Source organism: Brevibacillus thermoruber 423 (assembly GCF_000454065.1).
Classification (GTDB): Bacteria; Bacillota; Bacilli; order Brevibacillales; family Brevibacillaceae; genus Brevibacillus; species Brevibacillus thermoruber.
The window spans coordinates 428337-446840 of record NZ_KE695649.1; the positions used below are offsets into that span (position 1 = coordinate 428337).

The window sequence follows — 18504 nt, forward strand, 5'->3', positions numbered from 1 at the left end:
GGGAGTGTCCAAGGAGAATGCACCAGATTACCGTAAGGAGTTGATCCTGATGAGCACGAACGAGGCGTTGCTTACGCTGGAAGGCTGGTATACCTATCATAATTTCCGCACGATCAATTGGGAGAAGTGGAAAGCCGCTTCGGCCGAAGAGCGCCAGGCCGCGCTGGACGAGCTGCTCGGCCTGATCCGCGAGTGGGAGGCAAACGAACAGGAGAAGGAAGGCAGCACCGCCATCTACAGCATCCTGGGGCACAAGGCGGATCTGGTCTTCCTGTTCCTGCGCCCGACGATGCAGGAGCTGGACGCGATCAAGACGGCGTTCAACAAGACCCGCTTCGCCGCATACACCCAAGCGCCGTACTCCTACATCTCCGTGGTGGAGCTGAGCAACTACGTACATAATCCCGGTGAAGACCCGAAGTCCAATCCGCACATCCGGGAGCGTCTCTACCCGATTCTGCCGAAGTGGGAGCACATCTGCTTCTACCCGATGAACAAAAAACGCAACCTGCAGGACAACTGGTACATGCTGACGATGGAGCAGCGTGCCGAGATGATGCGCTCGCACGGGATGATCGGCCGCAAGTACGCCGGCAAAGTGAAGCAGATCATCGGCGGCTCCGTCGGCTTCGACGATTGGGAGTGGGGCGTGACCCTGTTTGCCAACGACCCGCTCGAGTTCAAGCACATCGTCTACGAAATGCGTTTTGACGAAGTGAGCGCACGCTACGGGGAGTTCGGCAACTTCCTGGTGGGCAACATCGTCACGCCCGAGTCGCTCACGCAGATGCTGCAGGTGTAACCCATCAACCACAATCTACCCGCGGTGCAGCCGGGGTAGATTTTTTTTGCATGAAAATCATGAAAAGAGCTTGCTGATTTCGTTTTCATTCCTTTAATGGAATAATTTGTTTCTTGTACATACCAAATGGTAAAATGGTATCGATATCCAAAGCGAAGAGGGGAGAGGTGTTTGCGTGACAACCAAAAAAAAGACGCTGCAGGTGGCGGCGGGACTTTCGGCAGCCGTGCTGCTGACCGCCGTTCCCGTCCCGTTTGCCGGCGTGTGGGAGAACAGCCTGCCGAAAGCCTACGCCGCCGAGCAGCAGGCGGGCGGCTTGACGCAGGAGCAAGCGGTTCAACAGGTGCGGCAGCTTTTGAACATACCGGCGGATTACAAGCTGGGACGGACGTCGTACCTCAATGAAAGCCGGAATTCGCCATACGATCGGCCGCTGTGGAGCCTGTCCTGGGGAAAAGACAGGGAGGGATATGTGTCTGCCGTCGTCGACGCGGTGACGGGACAATTGATGCAGTATTCACACTACAGCGAAAAGCGGGAAAGCGATTCGTCGCCGGCGGTCAGCGAGGAACAAGCGCTGCGGGCGGCGGAGCAGTTTCTCGAGCGGGCCGTCCCCAAAGCGGAGCGGGAGAAGCTGTCCAAGCCCAACGAATACCCCGGCCTGCTCCCTATTTCGCTTGATCCGTGGGGAGAGCGCGTCTTTTCCTTTACGCGCATGGAAGGCGACACGCCTTTTTTGGAAAACGGCTTTCAGGTGATCGTCGGCCGAAACGGCGAAGTGGTTTCGTTTCTACGGATGTGGTACCAGGGAGAACTGCCTGAAGCCAAAGCAGCGATCGGGGGCGACGAGGCGGAGCGGCTCCTGGCGGAAAAAGCCGCGCCGTCGCTGGTCTACATGCGGGCGAACGAGCTGACGGGACGTTACCAGGCGGACGGGAACCGGTACCGCCTGGTCTACCGCTACGGGCGGTCCGATCCGCAGTTTGTGGACGCGGCGACCGGAACGGTGCTGAACGCACTCGGCGAGCCGGCCGAGGAAGGCGGGATCAAGCCGTTGGGGAGCACGGTCAACAGCCGCGAAGCGGACAGGCTGATCGGCAAGGAAGAGGCGCAGAAGATCGCGGAAGAGCTGGTCAAGCGGCTCCCCGGCAGCTATCGTTCCGAGGGCAGCAGGGGCGGCGGTTCCAGCTCGGGACCGGACGGCGTGGAAACGAGACACTGGCGTTTTGAATTTACCCCGCTGCACGTCCAGGGCAAAAACGTGGAGCCGGTCGCGATCAGCGTCAGCGACCGCGGGGAATTGGTCGAATACCGCGTCGGGGAACCGGGATATCCCGGCGAACGAGGACGGAAAATCGAGAAGGCGGTGTCGTGGAAAGCGGCGCAGGAGAGCGCGGTCAAGCTGGTAAAAACGCTGCTGTCCGACCGGCTGGGGGACATCTATCTCATTGACCGCGAGCCGTCCCGCGTGAACGTGGAGGAAATGCTGGAGCGGGGGCGGAATTTCGCGATTACGTTCGGCTGGCTGAAGGACGGCGTCCCGATCGAGGACAGGGAGTTCCGCGTGACGGTCAATCCCGAAACCGGGGAAGCGGAAGAGCTGCTCCTGTTCGAAGAAGGACCTGTCAGAGCGGAGGAGACGGCGGCCAAGATCGACCGAAAGGCGGCGGCCAAAGCGGAGCGGGAGCGGAAGAAGCTGAGGCTCACCTATTTCCTGCCGGAGCTGCCGCGTAACGGGATGCCGGCCGGCACTTCCAAGCCGCTGCTCGTCTACCGCTACGTCGGCGATCAGGGGGTCGTGGACGCCGTGACCGGGGAGTGGCTCAGTTTTGCCGACTTGCGCCAAAAAGAAATCCCGCAGGACATTGACGGTCATCCGGAGAAGGAAGCGCTGCAGTTCGCCATCCGGGAGGGCTTGCTGGCGGTCACCGACGGCAAGGTGGAACCGGACAAGGCGGTGACGCGCGGAGACATGGTGCAGATGCTGTCGCGCATGGTCAACCGCATCGGGATTTATCGGCGGAGCACCTCGTTCGAAGACGACGAAGCCCGCAAGCCGTACCGGTTTGCCGACGTCGACGAGAAACACCCGCTGTACGGCGTCATCCAAAAAGCCATTCAATACGGACTGATCCCCGAGGAGGGGACAAGGTTTGAGCCGGATCGCCCGGCGACCCGCGGGGAAGCGGCGGAAATGGCCGCCCGCCTGCTGGGGTATGGCGAACTGCTGGAAAAACCGGGGCTGTTCGCGTCGCCGTATCGGGATGTGGAGAAGCGGCTGGTGCCCGCCGTCGCCCTGGTCCATGCCTACGGACTGCTTCCCTCCCCGTCAGCCGACGCGTTCCAGCCGGACAAGACGCTGACCCGGGCGGAGGCGGCGAAACTGATGAAAACGCTGCTGGATGCGAGAGAACTGAAGTGACGTGCGGTTCCGCGCCGCTTCCGGCAGCGGGCTGCTGCGATCAGAGCGGAGGACGTCCTCCGCTTCAGTGTGTAGACAACGTGACTGCTGGGGGGAGAAGCACGTTTCCGGCATCCGCTCCGTCTTTACCCACCGAACACAAGCTAACGCTCGCGTTCGGCGGGGCCCAGTTAACGCCCAGCAAGGAAGCGCAGACTGCACGCTCCGCAGCGATTTGCGGGGGATCGCCAAAGCCGCATTGCTGCGCAGCCCATTCAAAGGTGGCGCTCTTTTTTCCCGCAAATCGCTGCTCCGCTCGGTAGGGCTCACAAGTCGCTCTGCTGGAAACATGCTTCTCCTTCGATACAATTCGGTTTGTCATCAGTCTGGAGCGGAGGACGTCTTCCGCTTTTTTGTTTTCGCTCTCGCGCAGGAGATCGTAGAGGCTCTCTTTGTTTTGCCGCCGGTTTTTGCTATCGTAAAAGGAGCCTCCGCCGTTTCGCTTCGGCGAAGCCGGCTGTTCGCCGGCACGGCCCGAAACGGCCCGAGACAACCCCGGAAGAGAAGGATGGGGACGTTATGGCCATGAAGATTGGATACCGAACGATCAAAACCGCGATCGGCGCAGGCCTGGCTATTTTTATCGCGCAGCAGTTGGGTCTGGCGTTTTACGCATCGGCGGGCATCATTACCATCCTCTGCATCCAGGTGACGCGAAGACAGTCGATACGCGCGGCCGTCAACCGCATCCTCGCCTGCCTGTTGGCGCTGGTGGTCGGGATCGGCGTGTTCGCGCTGTTCGGCTATCATCCCGCCGCGCTGACGCTATTGATTCTGGTCTTTTTGCCGCTGGCTGTCCGCTTCGGCATTCAGGAAGGATTCGTGAGCAGCATGGTCGTGCTGCTGCATCTCTACTCCGCCGAGCGGATGGACGCGGCCACGATTGCAAACGAGCTCGCCCTGCTCACCATCGGGGTGGGGGTGGCGCTGCTCGCCAACCTGTACATGCCCAGCATGGAAAAAGAGCTGAAAGCGATGCAGGCGGCGGTGGAGAACAACTTTGCCGTCATTTTGCAGGAGTTCTGCTACTATCTGCGCCACGGCCAGAGCGACTGGGACGGCCGGGAGATGATCGAGACGGAGAGGCTGCTGCAGCAGGCGAAAGAGCTGGCCTGGCGCGAAGTGGAAAACCGCATCGGCCGCCGGGACGACACCTACTACCAGTATTTCGTCATGCGGGAAAAGCAGTTTGAACTGCTGGAGCGGATGCTGCCGATCGTCTCGACGCTTGACGTGCAGGTGCCGCAGGGGCATCAGATCGCCGATTTTCTCGAGCGGCTGAGCCGCGCCATCCACCCCGGCAACACGGCGTACCGCTTTTTGGACAAGCTGCGGGTGATGCGGGAAGAGATCCAGCAGACGGCCCTGCCCAAGACGCGGGAGGAGTTTGAAACCCGCGCGGCCCTGTTTTACCTGCTGCGGGAGATCGAGCGCTATCTGTTCATCAAGCATGAGCTGGGGAAAAATAGTCCGAGTAAAAATATGGAGAAAAAGGATATGCATGCCTTGTAATTTTCGGGAAACATTTGTATAATGATGGACGGCTGTTCATTTTTTTCGGAATGGCCTGTTTTTTTTATTTTTCTTTCAGCTCGATCAACAACAGGAGGAATCGACATGAATGGGCGTACCGCGCGAAAACGAATCCTTTCGCTGCAGATGAAAGGAAAACTGCTGCTGACCTTTGCCGTGATTCTGCTATTGCCGAGTCTGCTGATCGGTTGGGTCTCTTTCTACAGCGCCAAGAAGGAAATTGAGAACCAACTGCTGCAGCGGGCTGACGAGCAGGTGAAGACCCTGGACGGAACGATTGATTCCTACCTGGGCCTGCAGGTAAAGGAGGCGGAGCGGATCGCTTCCCATCTGGCTGGACAGGGGCTCAAGAAAAACGACCCTGGAGCGCATGCGTATTTGCAGGAAACCTACACCCTCCACAAGGAGTGGGAAAATCTGTTCATCGGAACGGAGACGGGCGCGTTCGTCAGTACGGTGCCGGTCAACAAGGCCGGGTATGACCCGCGTACCAGACCTTGGTACCAACTGGCCATGGAGAACAAGGGAAAAACGGTCATCACCGACCCGTACGTCGCCGCGTCCACGGGCCGCGTCGTCATCACCATTGCCCGGACTACCAAGGACGGGCACGGGGTGGTCGGGCTCGACCTCAACCTGGAGGAACTGGCCAAGATCACCAGCCGGGTCAAAATCGGCAAATCAGGTTACGTTGTACTGATGGACCAACACCGGAAGTTCATCGTCCATCCCGAGCAGAAACCGGGGACGGAAGCGGAGAAGGCGGATTACATAGACCACCTCTATACGACAGAAGCGGGCACGTTTGAGTACGTCAACCAGGACGGACTGAGCAAGAAAATGGCATATGTCACCAACGGGCTGACCGGCTGGAAGCTGGCGGGCACCTATTACGTCAGCGAAGCGGATGCGGATGCCGCACGCGTGCTGCCCGCCATTCTGACGATTGTGGCCGGCTCTGTGATAGGCGGCGCCGCGATTGTGCTGTGGATCGTCCGCTCGATCACGCGTCCGCTCGGCGTGTTGATGGCTGCCGCCGCCAAAATCAGCGAGGGCGACCTGTCCGAACCGGTCAAGGTAAACGCCAGGGACGAGATCGGCCGGTTGGCGGAGAGCTTCGAGGGCATGCGCCTGTCGCTGCAGTCTGTCCTGGCCGAGGTGAACCAGGGAGCCGTCCAGGTGGCGGCGTCGGCGGAGGAGCTGATGGCGAGCGCGGACCAGAGCAGCAAGGCGAGCGAACAAATCTCTTCCGCGATTCAGGAAGTGGCCGTCGGGGCGGACAAGCAGGTAGCCAGCGTGGAAGAGGCGTACCAGGTGGTCAACATGATGGCAAGCGCCGCGGAACAGATCAACGGCAGCACGCAGCAGGTGGCCGGGCTGGCTTCCGAAGCAGCGGGCAAAGCGGCTTCCGGCAGCCAGACCGTGCAAACGGCGATCAACCAGATGACGGAAATGAACGCCACCGTCAAGGAATTGGCGCATACCGTGGACGGACTGGGCAAGCGCTCGCAGGAGATCGGCAGCATCGTCGACGTCATCTCCGAGATTGCCGATCAAACCAACCTGCTGGCGCTCAACGCCGCCATCGAAGCAGCGCGGGCCGGTGAGCACGGGCGGGGATTTGCCGTGGTGGCGGACGAAGTGCGGAAGCTGGCGGAGCAGACGACGCAATCCACGCAAAAGATTGCCGAACTGATCGCGATGATCCGCCAGGAGACGAACGACGCGGTTCGCTCCATGCACACCGTTACCCATGAGGTGGCGGAAGGAATTGACGTGGTGCATGCGGCAGGCGCTTCCTTCGAAGAGATTCGCTCGGCAGTGGAAGAGCTGGCCGGCCGGATCCGGGAGGTGTCCGGCGCGGTGCAGCAGTTGACCGAAGGCACGAAGCGCGTGGTGGAGACGACGTACACGATCCGGGAAGTGGCGGAGGAAGCGGCATTGGGCACGCAGAACGTTTCGGCCGCAGCTCAGCAGCAGTTGGCTTCCATGGAAGAGATCAACGCGTCGGCCGCGGCGCTGGCGAAGATGGCAGAAGACCTGCAGGAGATGGTGGGCAGGTTCAACGTGTAACCGTGCGGGTGCAGGCACGGTCCGTGCGTATTCAGGCTGCCCGGGAGGGGGAAGGATCACCCCCCTCCCGGGCAGCCGTTTTGTTTGCGCCCCTGCGGTTGTGCCATTGTCATCCGTGCGCATTTTTATTTTTTCATTGTGATCGTGGTCCATCCCACCTACCAGCAGCTCTACTCGGTGCCGGAATCATTCGGCGCGGAGGTGAAACTGCTGCGGCTGCGGCCGGAAAACGGGTTTCGTCCCGACCCGGACGAGCTCCGTTCCCTCGTCAGCAGCCAGACCAAACTGATCGTCATCAACAACCCGAACAACCCGTCCGGAGCGCTGATGGGCGAAGCGGAGCTTGCGGACATCGTGGGCATCGCCCGCTCCGTGAACGCCTTCGTCCTGTGCGACGAAGTGTATCGCGGCCTGTACCAGGACCCGGACGCCCAGGTTCCGTCCATCGTCGACCTGTACGAGAAAGGCATCAGCACGGGCAGCATGTCCAAGGCGTTTTCGCTGGCCGGGCTGCGCCTGGGCTGGATCGCCGCTCCGCTGGAAGTGATTCGGGAGTGCCTCAAGCATCGGGATTACACCACGATAAGCTGCGGCCTGCTGGACGATGCGCTGGCCGTCCACGCGCTGAAAAACTGCGACAAGATCATGGAGCGGAACGGGAAAATCGTCCGGCGCAACCTGCACATCCTGGATGAGTGGGTGCAGCGCGAGCCGCTTGTCTCGTACGTGAAGCCGCAGGCGGGGACCACGGCATTGCTCCAATACGACCTGCCCGTTCCCTCCGAGACCTTCTGCCTCGACCTGTTTCAGGCGACAGGCGTCTTCCTGACTCCCGGAAGCTGTTTTGATCTGGAAGGGCATGTGCGGATCGGGTACGCCTGCGATACCGAAGTGCTGCGCGCCGGACTGGCCAAGGTGTCGGAGTTTTTGCGGTCCCGCGGCTGAGCGGAGGCGGTTACCGGTAAAATTTTATAAAAATACAGTTGATTGCATAAATATAATGATGCTACGATGAAAACTAGGAAAACAAAGGGGGGATGCTTATGAGTCAACCACAACCGGTTTCCACTCCCGCTGTTTCCAAAGGGAAGGAAATCAACGTATTCGTCTTGCTGTTTGCCGTGCTGGCGATCGCCGTCGCGCTGACCTACGTGCTGCCGGCGGGTGAGTATTCGCGAGTGGAGGTAAACGGCAGAAGCGTCGTCGATCCGCAGTCCTTTCAGTTTGTCGACTCCTCGCCGGTGAAGCCGTTGGGACTTGTCAACAGCATTCATACCGGGATGGAGGAAGCGGCCGGCATTATCTTTTTTGTCCTCATCATTGGAGGGACGTTCGGCATCTTGACGACCACGGGAGCGATCGAAGCGCTGATCGTCACCCTTTCCCGCAAGCTGAAAAACCAGGAGAAGTGGCTGATCCCGATCATGATGTTTTTCTTTGCCATGGGAGGATCGCTGATGGGGATGGCGGAGGAGACGATTCCCTACATCGCGGTCATGATTCCGCTGGCGGTCGCCTTGGGCTTTGACGTGATCACGGGAGCGGCGATCGTGCTGGTGGGCGCTTCGGTCGGCTTCACGTCGGCGATCATGAATCCCTTTACGGTCGGAGTGGCCCAGGGCATTGCCGAGCTGCCCACGTTTTCCGGCGCGGGCTTCCGCATCGGGGTGTTTGCCGTCATGTACCTGGTCTCCGTCGGGTTTGTCTACCGCTATGCGATGAAGGTAAAACGAGACCGTTCGCTCGGCTTCTTCGGCGGCTTCGAGGGAACAAACGCGGACGAGCTGCTGCGTTCGGACGTCGTGCTGACCACGCGGCACAAGTGGATTTTGATCTGCTTTCTGATCAATTTCCTCGTGCTGGCGTTCGGCGTGATCCGATACGGCTGGTACATCACGGAGATTGCCGGCCTGTTCCTGCTCTTGGGCATTGTCATCGGACTGATCGGCAGGCTCTCCGCCAACACGATCGTCGACTCCTTCATGAAGGGGGCGGCCGGGCTGATCGCCGGAGCGCTGGTGATTGGCGTGGCGCGCGCGGTCGTCGTCGTGCTCAACGAGGGGCACGTCCTCGACACGATCCTGTACTACGCCTCCGCCGCGATCCAGGCGATTCCGCCCGCTTTCACCGCCGTGGGCATGCTCGTGCTGCAGACGGTGATGAGCTTCATCGTCCCCTCCGGCAGCGGTGAAGCGGCGCTGACCATGCCGATCATGACGCCGCTGGCGGACCTCGTCGGCGTCACCAGGCAGACGGCCGTGCTGGCGTTCCAGTTTGGCGACGGGATATCCAACATCTTCATTCCCACCTCCGGGTACTTTATGGCCGGACTGGCCTTGGCCGGCATTCCCTGGTCGCGCTGGATGAAGTGGATCCTTCCCCTGATTGTCGCCCAATACGCCATTGCCGTGGTCGCCGTCGTCGTTGCGCAGTTGATCGGATACGGGCCCTTTTGAACGCTGCGCGCCCGTTCGCCATGAGAGAGAAGCCTCCTCGCTAGGAGGCTTCTCTTTTTTTGCTTCGCCACCGGTTCCAGTAAAACGGTCGGGGCCGGCGCGGGCGAAGACGGTGTCAGGGATGGATTCCTGCGCGGCAATCAGCGGCAATGAGCCCGGAGCCCCTGGCCTCGGATATACGTCAAGGCAGCCCTTATCCGCCGACGAACTTGCGAAAGTTGGCCGTGCGGGCAATCCGCTTGTGCGGCTGGGAGAGCAGGTAACGGTAGCCCGCTTTCCAGGTGTGGCTGCGGACGTTTTTCCGGCGAATCGCACAGTAGTGAAAACGGCTGCCGGAGTAGATGCGAAAGCCCCGTCGGCGGCAGCTCCGCAGGAACGTGACATCCTCTCCCAGAGAGCGGTTGGCAAAACGGACCCGGTTCCACACGCTCCGTCGAAACGCGAGGGTCCCGCCCGCGAGCAGCCGCGTCCGCCGGTGTTCGTTCCCCGGAAAGCGCAGAATCAGCAGCCGCAATCCCTGAAAGTACATAAAAAAAGATCGTTTTCCGACGACTGCCGCCTTCGATCGGGCAAACGCGCGCAGCGTGTCAGCCGCGTAGCGGGGGGAGTAGTAGTCGTCGTCGTCAAATTTGGCGAGGTAGGGAAAGCGGGCCCTGTTTGCGGCAAAGTTCAGGCAGGCGCCGAGTGACATCCGTCCGGGCAGTTTGTAGACGGACACGTTGGGAAACGAACGGGCGTATTTTTTGTAGAGCGCTTCGCTCATCACATCGTTGTTCAGCACCACGATCAATTCCTTGTTGACCCCGCGCTGCCGCAGATAATTGTGAAACAGGTTGCGCATCATGCCGGGGCGCTTGGTGCAGGTGATGATGGAGATGCCGGATTTCCCGGTTGGCTTCACGATGGTTCACTTCCTTCGCCGATGGGATAGGTGTGATACAAGAAGGGAAAACGTCCGAGACGTACTTCATGTGTATTCAGCGGCGGGGCGAAGAACGCTGAGCGGGTGCGGAAGTTCGGCAAGAAAAAATGAGGGGACGCGGTTCCAAAAGGATGATGGTACACACCGGCAGTCGGCAGGAAAGAATATCCTGTTTATTTTTTTGCCGCAAGCCATATGTATCAAAATAGTTTGACTATTCTGCGATTGGGCGGTATAATTTGGATAACTTTGTTAGTAAGGTTAACTAACTGTTTGGTGGTGAGTGAAGAGGCGTGCGTTCTTCCAGAAAGACGGGCAGCAGCAAGCTGGTGAAAAAGTGGAACAAGGAAGAGATCTTGCAGCAGGTGATTCAGCACGGTCAGATCTCCCGCGCCGACATCGCCAAACAGACGCAGCTCAGCCGCCCCTGCGTCTCCGCCCTGGTGGAGGAGATGATTCAGGAGGGGCTGCTCCAAGAGGTGGGGATGGGCGACTCGCGCGGCGGACGAAAGCCGATCCTGCTGGAATACAACTACCAGGCGTACGCCATCGCCGGAGCGGTGTTTGAAGGCTCCGCGCTGGAGATGGCGGTGGCCGACCTGAAAGGCGAGTTTTTGGCTCGTTACCGCAAGCGGCTGGCTCAGCCGGCCGACGGGGAGCGGGTGATCGAGGACCTGGCGGCGGGACTGGACCGTCTGCTGGCCGAGAGCGGTTTGCCGCGTGACAGGCTGCTGGGCATCGGCGTCGGCCTGCCCGGGGTCACCCAGCGGGGCAGTGGCACGGTCAGCTTCGCTCCCAGCACGGGCTGGATGGGATCGCCGATCAGGCAGACCATCGAGGAGCGGCTGGGTGTGCCGGTCATCATCGACAACGACGTCAACATGATGACCCTGGGCGAGTGCGTCCGCGGTGTCGGCGTTGGCTGTTCCAACGTTGTCTACATCTACGTCGGCACGGGGATCGGCTCCGGCATCATCCTGGACGGCCAGTTTTACCGGGGAAGCCGGGACGCGGCCGGCGAGATCGGCTACATGCTGATCGGCCCCGTACACAGCCGGCGGGACGGAGCGTACGGCGTGTTTGAGACGCATTACTCCGTCCCCGGTATCGAAGAGCAGGCGAAGGCCTTTCTCTCCGACCTTCAGGAAGGGTCGAGTATCATAGAGGCGCTGATCGGTCATGCCCGGCAGGACAACCGGGAGGCCGCGCGGCTGCTGGACGACGTGTACCGCCACTGGGCGTACGCGATGGCCAACATCGTCAGCGTGTTGAACCCGGAGCTTTTGATCCTGAGCGGAGAGATGGTCCATATCGACGAAAAAGGGGTGAAGCAGATTCACGATTGGCTGACGGAATGGGTGCCTGTCGTGCCCCGTCTGGAAAAAGCGAGTCTCGGCGAAGAGGCGGGGCTGATTGGGGCCGTTCACAGTGTCTTGGAAGCGTTTCCGTCCAGGAAATTGCTGGACAAATAGGGTGAAAAAAAGGGGGATTTGGTTGTGAAAACGTCCAACAGCACATGGAAAAAATGGCTTCGCGGCGTGTTTGCCGGCTCGCTGGCCCTGACCGTCGCCGCTTGTTCCGGCGGAGGACAGGCGGACAGCGGTACAGGCGGCCAGTCCGGTGAACAGGCGCAGCCGGCAGCATCCGGCGAACCGCAAAAATTGGTCATCTACACCGCCCGGGACAAAAATATTTTTGAAATCGTCCTGCCCAAGTTTAAGGAAAAATATCCCGATATTGAAGTGGAAACGTATGAGATGGGGGCGCAGCAAATCCTGGAGCGCGTGCGTGCCGAAAAGGCCAATCCGCAGGCGGATTTCTGGTGGGGCGGCACGCAGTCCGCGCTGAGCACGGCGGCGGAGGAGGGACTCCTGGAGCCGTACAAACCGACGTTCGCGGACAAGATCCCCGATCTGTACAAGGACCCGCAGGATCGCTGGTACGGCGAAATGCTGCTGCCCGAGGTGATCATGTTCAATTCGCAGGCGCTGAAGAAGGAAGAAGCGCCGCAGGACTGGGACGACCTGCTCGATCCCAAGTACAAGGACAAAATCGTAATTCGCAACGTCCTGCCGTCCGGCACGATGCGGACCATCTACGCGGCGATGATCTACCGCCAGGGGCCGGACACGCCGGAAAAAGGGTATGAATGGCTGAAAAAACTGGACGCCAACACGAAGGAGTACACCCAGGACCCGACCCAGCTCTACCTGAAGCTGGACCGCCAGGAGGGCGTCATTTCCCTGTGGAACCTGCAGGACATCATGATTCAAAGCAAGCAGAACAACCATCCGTACGACTTCGTCTATCCGAAGAGCGGCGCGCCGATCCTCGTCGACGGTGTCGGGATCGTTAAAGGGGCCAAGAACATCGATGCGGCCAAGAAGTTCTACGAGTTCCTGTTCAGCCCGGAAATCGCCGCGCAGTTGGCGAAAGAGCGCTACCAGTTCCCGTCCCGCACCGACATCAGCAAGGACGAACTGCCCGACTTCATGAAAAACCTGGAGCTGAAACCGCTGGAGCTCGACTGGAACGTGATGGCGTCGAAAGAAAAGGAATGGATGCAGTACTGGGACGAAAACATCAAGGGAAAAAGCAAAAAGTAAGTGGTTGAGGGCAGCCGGACCAGGCGGGAAGGGGACTCCTTTCCGTCTGGCCGTGTTCGGTTCCCGCCCGGCTCCGGCTGTCGCGTGCGCCGGGCGGCACCCTGCCAATCTCGAGAGGGAGGACACCTGATGAGCAGCGTAACACTTGATCACGTCAGCAAACGGTTTGGCAACGCAAAAGGGGTCGAAGACGTTCACATTCACATCGAATCAGGGGAATTCTTCACGTTTTTGGGGCCCAGCGGCTGCGGCAAGACGACCACCCTGCGGATGATCGCCGGCTTTTACTATCCCACCAGGGGGCGGATCTGCTTCGGCAGCCGGGACGTCACGTCGCTGCCGCCCCACAAGCGCAACACGGGCATGGTGTTCCAAAACTACGCCCTGTTTCCGCACATGACCGTATTTGAGAACATCGCCTTCGGACTGCAGGTTCGCAACATTCCGAAAGCGGAAGTGAAGGAACGGGTGGAGCGGATGATGAAGCTCGTCCGCCTGGAAGGATACGGCGAACGCCGGATCGACCAGCTCTCCGGCGGGCAGCAGCAGCGGGTGGCGCTGGCCCGCGCGCTCGTCATCGAGCCGCAGATTCTGCTCCTGGATGAACCGCTGTCCAACCTGGACGCCAAGCTGCGCGAAGAAACCCGGTACGAAATCAAACGATTGCAGATGGAACTGGGCATTACCACCATTTACGTCACGCACGACCAGGCGGAGGCGATGTCCATGTCGGACCGGGTGATGGTGATGCAGGGCGGCGAAGTGCAGCAGGTGGGTACGCCGTACGAGATTTACCACCGCCCGGTGAACCGTTTCGTCGCGTCGTTCATCGGCGAAACCAACCTGTGGGAGGGGATCGTGGCGGGCATCGACGGCAGCGAAGTGCGGGTGCGGGTGGCTCCTGACCTCGTGCTTACCGGATATACGCACAACGCGTCGCCGCAGGTACGGCTGGCGCCGGGCGAAAAAGTGGCCCTGTCGATTCGGCCGGAAACGGTGCAGGAAAGCGCGGGAGCGGACGGTGAGAACGTGGTGGCGGGCACTGTCGTGCTTGCCGAGTTTACGGGTGCGTGCGTCAACTACGTGACCAGCGTCGGCCCTCATCAGCTCCGCAGCATGTCCATCAGCCAGGGACGGCCGCTGAAACAGCGCGGAGAGACCATCTCCCTGCACATACCGAAAGCAAGCATCTACTTTGCGGGATAAGGAGGAGGAGCTTGTGAAAGCAGAACTGCAGCCAGCCGCGACACCGTCCAAACGGATGTCCTTCACCGCTTCGCCGTCCTTTGTCTACGTGCTGGTTTCGCCGCTGTTCCTGATCCTTTTGGCCTACGTCATCTATCCGCTGTTTGAAACGTTCGTCGCCAGCGTCAGCGTGGACGGGCAGCTCACGTGGAAAAACTACGCCCGCTTCTTCAGCCTGGAGCACACGGCCAACCTGGAAGCGCTCTGGACCAGCGTCTACATATCCGTGTTGAGCGTCATCACCTGCGGCATCGTCGGCGTGACGATGGCCTTTTTGCTGGAACGCTACGAGTTTCCGGGGCGGAAAATCCTCTCCGTGCTCGCCCTGGTGCCGATGGCGCTGCCGCCGCTCATCGGTGTGCTGTCGTTTACGTTTTTGTACGGGGAAAGCGGCATATTCCCTCGATTGTTCAAGGAACTGTTCGGTCTGGAGCAGGTGCCGTTTGCGCTGAAAGGAATACCGGGCGTCGTCGTGGTCCACACCTTTACCATGTACACCTATTTTTTCATGACGGCGTCGGCGGCGATCAAAGGTCTTGACCCGTCGCTGGAAGAGGCGGCGGCAAGCCTGGGCGCCAACCGCTTTACCGTCTGGCGGCGGGTGATCCTGCCGATGCTGACGCCGGCCATGGTGGCGTCGTCGCTCCTGGTGTTCATGATCTCCATGGCATCCTACACGGCGCCGCTGATCTTCGGCATCGACCGGACGATGACGATGCAGATCTACCTGTCCCGGACCAACGGCGACCTGGACATGGCGGCCGCCCAGTCGACGGTCCTGTCCGTCGTCTCCATCGCCTTTTTGCTGCTGATGCGCTGGTACCAGGGAGCGCGCAGCTACCAGAACCTGAGCAAGGGGATCAGCGTGCACCGGACCGAGGTGAAAAGCAAAGCGGGCCGCTATGTCTGCATGGTACTGGCCTTCATCGGCATCGTCATCCTGATGCTGCCGATCCTCGTGCTGGTGTTGATCTCGTTTTCGGTGGACGGCACCTGGACGGTGCAGATTCTTCCGCCGCAGTATACGCTGGACCACTACATCGACCTGTTTACGGACAGCAAGACCTGGCGGCCGATTGCCAACAGCCTGGAACTGAGCGCGATCGCCACCGTCGGCATCGTCCTGTTCGGGGTGGCGGCGGCGTACGCGATGGTGCGGCTGCGCTTTCGCGGCAAAACGCTGCTCGACGTGCTGATCATGCTGCCGTGGGCTCTGCCCGGCACTGTCGTCGCCGTCAACCTGATCGCCGCGTTCAGCGAGCCGACCGTTTTCAGCTTTGGCCAGGTACTGATCGGCACGTTCTGGATCATCCCGCTCGCCTATTTCGTCCGCCATCTGCCGCTGGTGTTCCGCTCCACGTCGGCCACGCTGATGCAGATGGACCCGTCGGTGGAGGAAGCAGCGCGCAACCTTGGGGCGTCGTGGTGGTACAGCTTCCGCCGCGTCGTCTTTCCGATGGCGTTCGGCGGGATTTTGGCCGGCACGCTGTTGGCGTTCGTTCAGTGCATCGGCGAGTTCGTCGCCTCGATCCTGATCTTCACGCCGCGGACAATGCCGCTGTCGGTCGCCATTTTCCAGCGCATGTACACGTTCGAATTCGGCACCGCGTGCGCATACGGCGTACTGCAAATTACGGTCATCATCATCGTCCTGTTCATCTCCAGAAAACTGGCCGGCGACAAGGCGGGCACGGCGGTGTAGGCGGGTGCCGTGCGCTTTCCCGTCCCGAAAGACGGCAGCGTCCGTGCATGTCCGTTTCAGCTTCCGCGGGTCAATCCATGGCGACAGCAGGATGCAGCTTCTTGGGAGGCCATGATTGATGCATACATCAATCCCAAACAGGAAAGGGAGGAGCGTTCATTGAGAAAGGGGACATTTGCCAAGCTGTTTTCCGTCGCATCAGCCGTGGCCCTGGCCGGCACTCTGGTATGGCCGCTGGCGCCCCGAACCGCCCATGCCGACCGGGGCGTGGTCGACTTGTGGAAAGCGATCAAGCCGCTGACCACCATTGCCAGCGCCATGAACACGGGGGCTCACCCGGATGACGAGCACAGCGCGATGCTCGCGTACCTGTCGCTCGGCAAAGGCGTGGACACGTTCAGCATCATCGCCAACCGCGGCGAAGGGGGCCAAAACGAAATCGGCAGCGAGCTGGGCAACGCGCTGGGGATCATCCGCACGCGCGAACTGCAGGAAGCGTCCAAGGTCACCAACGTCACGCTGGGCATCCTCAGCGAAGCGATCAACGATCCCATCTACGACTTCGGCTTTTCCAAGAGCCCGGACGAGACACTGGCCAAATGGGGAGAACAGGTCGTCTACGAACGGCTGATCCGCAAGATTCGCGAACTGCGGCCGGACGTGGTCATCCCCGCGTTTTTGAACGAACCCTCCACGCACGGACATCACCGCGCCATCAACGTAATCACGGTAAAAGCGTTCAAGGACGCCGCCGATCCGTCCGTGTTTCCGGAGCATCTGAAAAACGGGCTGCGCCCCTGGCAGCCCAAAAAGCTGTACGTCCCGGCGGATGAAAAAGACTACACGGTTCGCGTGCCGATCGGCGAGTACGACGAGGTGTACGGCGCGTCTTACCAGCAGTTGGGCGAGGAATCCCGCTTCATGCACAAGAGCCAGGGGATGGGGCGCCACTACGACGAAGGGCCCAGCTTCAACTACTACAAACTGGAGCAGTCAACGGTTCCGTCTAAAGCCCGGGAAACGGACTTTTTCGAGGGCATCGCCTACACCTTTGACGACCTGGCTCGGGAAGTGGCCGGCAAGCCGGGCGGAGAAAAGCTGGCCAGGGAGCTTCGCACCCTGCAAAAAGACGCTGACGACGTGATCGCCGCCTACCCGGGCTTTGCCGACGTGGCCAGGGAAGTGCACGACATGCTGTCGGACGTGCAGCGGGCGCTGACCGTCGTGCAGGAAGCCAAACTGGACGAAGAGACCAGGGCGGACCTGACCCACCGTCTGAAGGTAAAGGAACGGCAGTTGTACACGGCGAGTGCGGAAGCGCTGTCGCTGGTGGCCAAAGTAAGACCGGAGACAGGCGAACTGGTCGCCGGTCAGACCACCACCGTGAAGGTGACGGCGTACAACGGCGGACAGGTGCCGCTGAAAGACGTCAGCCTGAAGCTGAATGTGCCGGAAGGATGGCGGGCCAAGCCGTTGGGGGCGACCAGCTTCGACCAGGTGGGGTACAACCAGACCGTCACAGCCGCGTACGAGGTGGAGGTGCCGAAAGACGCGCCGCTGTTCCAGCCGTATCTGCCGCCGTCCATCACTGCGGACGTATCGTACAAGGCGTTCGGCTCCACCGCGGTCAGCCGCGTCGTTCCGTCTGATGCCGTCGCCGTCCTGCCGCCGTTCTCGCTGTCGCTCGATCCGGGCGCAGCTGTTCTGAACACGTTGAAGCCGCAAGAGCCGATTTCGGTGAAGGTGACGGTAAAGAACTACCAGCCGGGTGCGGCGGAAGCGGACATCTCGCTGGACGTCCCGGCAGGCTGGTCGGTAGAACCGAAGGCCAGTCCGCTGGCGTTTGCCTCCAAAGGGGAGACCAAGTCGGTCGCGTTTACGGTAAAGCCGTCCGCCGCCGTCAAATCGGGCACGTACACGGTGACGGCCGTGGCGCGCGCGGGGGCAAAGGAAAGCCGCCATGGCGCCCAGGTGATCCACTATCCGCACATCGGCACCACGTATTACGTCCAACCGGCTGAGCTGATGATTCAGGCGTTTGACCTGAAAGTGCCGGAAGGGTTGAAAGTGGGGTACGTCTCCAGCGGTTTTGACAACATCGACCAGTACCTGAAACAGGTCGGCGTCAACGTCACCCTCCTCAGCGCCAAGGACATCGAGTCTGGCGACCTCAGCCAGTACGACACGATCGTGCTGGGCATCCGGGCGTACGGGTTCCGTCCCGAACTGATTTCGAGCAACGCCCGCCTGTTGAAGTACGTGGAAAACGGCGGCAACCTGGTGTTGCAGTACCACAAGCCGGAAGACAAGTGGAAGCCGGAGCTGGCGCCGTACCCGATCACGATCGGCACGCCGCTGATTGAATGGCGCGTCACCGATGAACAGTCGAAAGTCACCATGCTTGCGCCGGAGCATCCCATTTTCACCGCGCCCAACAAGATCACGGAGGAAGACTGGAACGGCTGGATTCAGGACCGTTCCGCCTACAACCCGTCGCAGTGGGGCAAGGAGTACGTGGAGCTGATCGCAAACGGCGATCCGGGCGAGAAGGAGTTTACCGGCACGTTCCTCACCGCGAAATACGGCAAAGGGACGTACACCTACAGCTCGCTCGTCTGGTACCGTGAAATCCCCGCCCTGGTGCCGGGAGCCATTCGCTTGTTCGTCAACATGGTCAGCTTGAAGCCATAAGGCAGGAAAACGG

The 18504-nt window shown here is 60.5% G+C and carries 12 protein-coding genes; 11 read left to right on the forward strand and 1 reads right to left on the reverse strand.

All coding sequences use genetic code 11. The features are described 5' to 3' along the window. Positions 1 to 49: 49 nt before the first annotated feature. The 6 genes from hemQ to M516_RS0107090 all read left to right on the forward strand — a co-directional run bounded on the left by hemQ (position 50) and on the right by M516_RS0107090 (position 9325). The gene (gene hemQ, locus M516_RS0107065; RefSeq protein WP_029098499.1) at positions 50 to 802 is read left to right on the forward strand and encodes a hydrogen peroxide-dependent heme synthase; all 753 of its coding nucleotides are present in this window, start codon (positions 50 to 52) and stop codon (positions 800 to 802) included. Positions 803 to 977: 175 nt separating this feature from the next. Further along, on the forward strand, positions 978 to 3224 hold the full coding sequence (locus tag M516_RS0107070; RefSeq protein WP_051188127.1) for an S-layer homology domain-containing protein: 2247 nt from the start codon (positions 978 to 980) through the stop codon (positions 3222 to 3224). A gap of 558 nt (positions 3225 to 3782) precedes the next feature. Next, positions 3783 to 4775 (forward strand): aromatic acid exporter family protein, encoded by a 993-nt coding sequence (locus tag M516_RS0107075; protein ID WP_029098501.1) that lies wholly within the window; start codon positions 3783 to 3785, stop codon positions 4773 to 4775. Positions 4776 to 4880: 105 nt separating this feature from the next. Next, entirely contained in the window at positions 4881 to 6869 is a 1989-nt protein-coding gene (locus tag M516_RS0107080) for a methyl-accepting chemotaxis protein (RefSeq protein WP_029098502.1), read from the forward strand. 144 nt (positions 6870 to 7013) lie between these two features. Then, positions 7014 to 7814, forward strand: a complete 801-nt coding sequence (locus M516_RS22955) for an aminotransferase class I/II-fold pyridoxal phosphate-dependent enzyme (RefSeq protein ID WP_264622503.1) — start codon at positions 7014 to 7016, stop codon at positions 7812 to 7814. 98 nt (positions 7815 to 7912) lie between these two features. After that, positions 7913 to 9325 (forward strand): YfcC family protein, encoded by a 1413-nt coding sequence (locus M516_RS0107090; protein WP_029098503.1) that lies wholly within the window; start codon positions 7913 to 7915, stop codon positions 9323 to 9325. A gap of 193 nt (positions 9326 to 9518) precedes the next feature. Here the strand turns inward: M516_RS0107090 and M516_RS0107095 are convergent, their stop codons facing one another. Continuing rightward, the gene (locus M516_RS0107095) at positions 9519 to 10226 is read right to left on the reverse strand and encodes a glycosyltransferase family 2 protein (protein ID WP_051188128.1); all 708 of its coding nucleotides are present in this window, start codon (positions 10224 to 10226) and stop codon (positions 9519 to 9521) included. A gap of 314 nt (positions 10227 to 10540) precedes the next feature. Between M516_RS0107095 and M516_RS0107100 the strand changes: the two genes are divergently transcribed. The 5 genes from M516_RS0107100 to M516_RS0107120 all read left to right on the forward strand — a co-directional run bounded on the left by M516_RS0107100 (position 10541) and on the right by M516_RS0107120 (position 18491). Continuing rightward, complete coding sequence (locus tag M516_RS0107100; protein ID WP_029098505.1) at positions 10541 to 11719, forward strand: ROK family transcriptional regulator; 1179 nt, start codon at positions 10541 to 10543, stop codon at positions 11717 to 11719. Between the two features lie 24 nt (positions 11720 to 11743). Next, entirely contained in the window at positions 11744 to 12853 is a 1110-nt protein-coding gene (locus M516_RS0107105; protein WP_029098506.1) for an extracellular solute-binding protein, read from the forward strand. A 129-nt stretch (positions 12854 to 12982) separates the two neighbouring features. Continuing rightward, positions 12983 to 14059 (forward strand): ABC transporter ATP-binding protein, encoded by a 1077-nt coding sequence (locus M516_RS0107110; protein WP_029098507.1) that lies wholly within the window; start codon positions 12983 to 12985, stop codon positions 14057 to 14059. Between the two features lie 13 nt (positions 14060 to 14072). Then, positions 14073 to 15800 carry an ABC transporter permease gene (locus M516_RS0107115; RefSeq protein ID WP_029098508.1) on the forward strand — a complete coding sequence of 576 codons (1728 nt, stop codon included), beginning with the start codon at positions 14073 to 14075 and terminating at the stop codon, positions 15798 to 15800. A gap of 159 nt (positions 15801 to 15959) precedes the next feature. Continuing rightward, entirely contained in the window at positions 15960 to 18491 is a 2532-nt protein-coding gene (locus tag M516_RS0107120) for an NEW3 domain-containing protein (RefSeq protein WP_029098509.1), read from the forward strand. Positions 18492 to 18504 lie beyond the last annotated feature (13 nt).

Bases quoted from the DNA above. Each gene is read 5' to 3' on its own strand.
- hemQ (WP_029098499.1), top strand. From the start codon at position 50: ATGAGCACGAACGAGGCGTTGCTTACGCTGGAAGGCTGGTATACCTAT.
- M516_RS0107075 (WP_029098501.1), top strand. From the start codon at position 3,783: ATGGCCATGAAGATTGGATACCGAACGATCAAAACCGCGATCGGCGCA.
- M516_RS0107080 (WP_029098502.1), top strand. From the start codon at position 4,881: ATGAATGGGCGTACCGCGCGAAAACGAATCCTTTCGCTGCAGATGAAA.
- M516_RS0107090 (WP_029098503.1), top strand. From the start codon at position 7,913: ATGAGTCAACCACAACCGGTTTCCACTCCCGCTGTTTCCAAAGGGAAG.
- M516_RS0107110 (WP_029098507.1), top strand. From the start codon at position 12,983: ATGAGCAGCGTAACACTTGATCACGTCAGCAAACGGTTTGGCAACGCA.